Source organism: Actinomycetota bacterium (genome assembly GCA_030776725.1).
Classification (GTDB): domain Bacteria; phylum Actinomycetota; class Nitriliruptoria; order Nitriliruptorales; family JAHWKO01; genus JAHWKW01.
On sequence record JALYHG010000081.1, the window covers coordinates 1 to 4,153 of the forward strand.

The 4,153-nt window shown below is 72.9% G+C and carries 3 protein-coding genes; all 3 read left to right on the forward strand.

The window, feature by feature from the left end; genetic code table 11:
• The coding region (locus tag M3N57_03715) for an iron ABC transporter permease (protein MDP9021803.1) at nucleotides 1-1,386 on the forward strand (1,386 nt) is incomplete at its 5' end.
• Entirely contained in the window at nucleotides 1,383-3,005 is a 1,623-nt protein-coding gene (locus M3N57_03720; GenBank protein MDP9021804.1) for a hypothetical protein, read from the forward strand. The genes M3N57_03715 and M3N57_03720, both read left to right, overlap by 4 nt.
• A gap of 165 nt (nucleotides 3,006-3,170) precedes the next feature.
• The coding region (icd, locus tag M3N57_03725; GenBank protein ID MDP9021805.1) for an NADP-dependent isocitrate dehydrogenase at nucleotides 3,171-4,153 on the forward strand (983 nt) is incomplete at its 3' end.

The following is a 4,153-nucleotide window of genomic DNA, read 5'->3' on the forward strand; positions in this document are numbered from 1 at the left end:
GCGACGGTGGGGACCGGGGGCGCGTGGCTGGTGACCCGCACGGACGTGCCCGCCCGGCGCCTGTGGCGCATCCTGCTACCGGTTCCTCTGGTGATCCCCTCGTTCATCGGGGCGTTCGCGTTGATCGCGGCGTTCGCGCCGGGAGGCCTGGCCGAGCGGCTGATCGGTGTGCGGGTCCCCGGTGGCCTGCGCGGCTTCGGTGGCGCCTTCCTCGTCCTGACACTGTTGACCTACCCCTACGTCTTCCTTCCGGTCGCCGCACGCCTGCAGCAGCTCCCGCCGTCGCTGGAGGAAGCCGCCCGGCTGCTGGGGCGCCCGCCCACGCGGGTCTTCGCGTCGGTGGTCCTGCCACAGATCCGCGGCGCCATCCTGGCCGGGGCGCTGCTGACGTTCCTGTACGCGATCAGCGACTGGGGTGCGGTCGAGCTGCTGCGCTACGACACCCTCACCCGGGTGATCTTCGTCAGCGTCCTCGATCCCCCGACGGCGCTGGCGCTGAGCCTGGAGCTCGGGGCGCTGGCCGTCGCGGTCGTGGTGCTCGAGCGGATGGTCACCGGCGGCGTGCGTCAGGTCGAAGGGGTCCGCGCCACCCGAGGCCTGCAGATCTCCCTCGGGGCGTGGCGTCCGGTCGCGACCGGAGGTCTGGCCGCTCTGCTGTTCGCCGCGCTGATCGCACCGGTCGGGGTGCTGGCGTTCTGGTCGGTCCGTGGTCTGGCGCGGGGCGCGGCACGCGCCGGGGCGGTGGTCACCGATCCCGGGCAGCTGCTCCGGCCGGCGCTCAACACGGTCGGGATCAGCCTCGCCACCGCCGCGATCGCTGTGGCGGTCGTCGCCCCGGTCGCCTACCTCACCGTCCGCCACCGCAGCCGCGCCGGGCAGGCCGTCAACGCGGTGATCGTGGCCGGCTTCGCCCTACCCGGGCTGGTCATCGCGCTGGCCCTGACCTTCTGGACCCTCGGCGCCCCGGGCCCCATCGCGACCGCCTACCAGACGCTGCACTTGCTCGTCGCCGCGTACGTGATCCACTTCGGGGCGCAAGCTCTCCGCGCCGCCGAGGTGACCGTCGCCAGCATCCCGCGCAGGCTCGACGACGCCGCGCGTGCGCTCGGCGCGGGGCGTGGACGCCGGCTGCTCACGGTGGAGCTGCCGCTGATGACACCGGGGCTGCTGGCCGGTGGCGGGTTGGTGCTGCTGTCGACGATGAAGGAGCTGCCGGCCACGCTGCTCCTCGCTCCCCCGGGGTTCGACACGCTCGCCACCCGCATCTGGACCTCGGCTGAGGATGCGTTCCTCGCCGATGCCAGCGTCGCGTCGTTGCTCCTGATCGTGCTGTCCGGGGTGGTGATCTGGGTGCTGGGAGTCCGCCGCTCCGAGGTGCTGCGGTGACCCGGCAACCGGCAAGCTTCGCTCACCACGCCGACCTGCGGCCGCTCACTGGGGGGCGGCTCGCGGTGGTCATCGCGGCGGTCGCGTTCCTGGCCGGGGCGGCGGCGGCGGGTGGGGTGGCGGGTCGGGCCACGACGGGCAACCACACCAGCGGAGACGAGCCGCACTACCTGCTCACCGCGCTGAGCCTCGCCCACGATCTCGACCTCGACGTCAGCGACCAGATCGACCGCGGTGCGTACCGCCCCTTCCACGAGCAGACGCTGCTGCCCCAGGCGCGGCGTCGCGCAGACGGGTCGATGGTCGCCCCCCACGACCCGCTCCTCCCGGCGGTCCTCTCCGTCCCGGTGCGCCTCGGCGGGTGGGTGGCCGCGAAGCTCACGCTGGCGGGGCTCAACGCCGCCCTGGCGGGGCTGCTGGTGTGGACGATGGTGCGCCGCTTCGGCGTCCCGCTGCGCACGGCAGCGGTGACAGCCCTCGTGATGGGAGCCGCCGCCCCCCTGGCGGTGTACGGCCAGCAGGTCTACCCGGAGCTCCCGGCCGCCGTGGCGGTGACCGCGGCGATCGCGGGGCTCGCCGGACCGCTGCGGCGGGGCGGGATCGCGGTGGTGACCGGGGCGGTCGTGGCTCTGCCGTGGCTGTCGGTGAAGTTCGTCCCGGTCGCGGCCAGCCTGGCAGGCCTCGCGGTGGTCCGGGTGATCCGCCGCGGAGACCGCGTCACCGCCGGCGTCGCGGTCGGGGTGCTGGCGGTCGCGGGGATCGCCTACCTGGCCCTGCACCTGGCCTGGTACGGCGGCGCGACCAGCTACGCGTCGGGTGCGTTCTTCGCCGAGCACGGTGGGCAGCTCGCGGTCGTCGGGCTGGCGCCCCGCTACCTCGCCCGCAGCCAGCGACTCCTGGGCCTGCTGGTCGACCGCGGGTTCGGGGTGGCCGCCTGGCAGCCGGCTTGGCTGCTGGCGGTGCCGGCGCTGGCGGCGCTGGCCCGCCGCAGCGGCCGTGCGGCTGCGGTGGTCGGGGTGCCGCTGATCGCCGGGTGGCTCACCGCGACGTTCGTGGCGGTGACCATGCACGGCTGGTGGTTCCCGGGCCGACAGATCGTGGCGGTGTTGCCGTGCGCGGCCGTCGCGGTGGGCTGGTGGGTCGGCCGCAACGGAGCCCGACTCACCTGGCTGGCGGTGCTCGGAACCGTCGGCGTGGTCGCTCACGCCTGGTTGGCGGTGGAGGCCGCCCGCGGAGACGTGACGTGGGTGGTGGACTTCGCCGCCACCACCAACCCCTTGTACCGCGGCTGGCGGCTGATGCTCCCCGACTACCTCCGGCCCGGCGTCGCGACCTGGGTCCGCCACGGCGCTTGGGTGGTCGCAGCCGTGGCGCTCGCCGGGTGGGGCTGGACGGGCGCGTCAGTAGGCGCCGGGCGTGGCGGGCGTGCCTGGCGCCGTCGGTGTCTGGGTGCCCGTCTGCGTGCCGGTCTGCGTGCCCGTCTGGGTCCCCGTCACCGTGTCGCCGCCCCCGTCGATCTCGCGGACGCCGGCGCCGTCGTCGCCACCACAGGCGGGCAGCACGGCGAACGCCAGGCTGGCCGCCACGACGAGGCGGGGCGAGAAGCGACGCAAGCGTGACATACGGGGCTCCTGGAAGGTCGGCTGAACTGAGGTGAGGAGAACCTAATACAACGCCGTGCTCCCGTGGCAACCGCCAACGGGGCGACACCGACCGCCGGGTGCACCAGTGGCTAGCCTCGCTCCGAGCCTGACCCGCCCGTCCCGACGCCGAGGAGACCACCGGTGCCCTACGACAAGATCCGTGTCCCCGACGACGGACGAGCCATCTCGATCCACGACGGCAAACTCGCCGTTCCTGACACCCCGATCATCGCGTTCATCGAGGGGGACGGCACCGGACCCGACATCTGGGCGGCCGCCCACCGTGTGCTCGAGGCCGCCGTCGAGCGTGCCTACGGCGCTGACCGGCGGATCGTGTGGATGGAGGTGTACGCCGGTGAGAAGGCCAACCGCCTCTACGGCGACGACGTGTGGCTCCCCGACGAGACCATCGACGCCTTCGGCGAGTTCCACGTCGGGATCAAGGGGCCGCTCACCACCCCGGTCGGCGGCGGCATCCGCTCGTTGAACGTCACGCTACGCAAGCGGCTGGACCTGTACGCGTGCGTCCGCCCTGTCCGGCACATCTCCGGCGTTCCGTCCCCGGTCAAACGACCCGAGGACGTCGACATGGTGATCTTCCGGGAGAACACCGAGGACGTGTACGCCGGGATCGAGTGGGAAGCCGGAACCGACGAGGCCCGCCGGCTGATGGCGTTCCTGCGCCAGGAGCTGGGCGTCACCGACGAGGTCCGCTTCCCCGACACGGCCGCGTTCGGCATCAAGCCGATCTCCGAGGACGGCACCAAGCGGCTGATGCGCTCCGCCATCGACTACGCGCTCAACCGTGGGCGCCGCAGCGTGACGCTGGTGCACAAGGGCAACATCATGAAGTTCACCGAGGGAGCGTTCCGCAGCTGGGGGTACGACGTCGCCGAGGACGAGTACCCCGGCGAGACCTACACCTGGCGCCAGTGGGACCGCACCGCTGACCGCGACGGTCGGGCCGCGGCCAACGACGAACAGCGCGAGGCTGAGGAAGCCGGGAAGATCGTGATCAAGGACGTCATCGCCGACGCGTTCCTGCAGCAGATCCTCACGCGCGCGGACCAGTACGACGTCATCGCGACCATGAACCTGAACGGCGACTACATCTCCGATGCCCT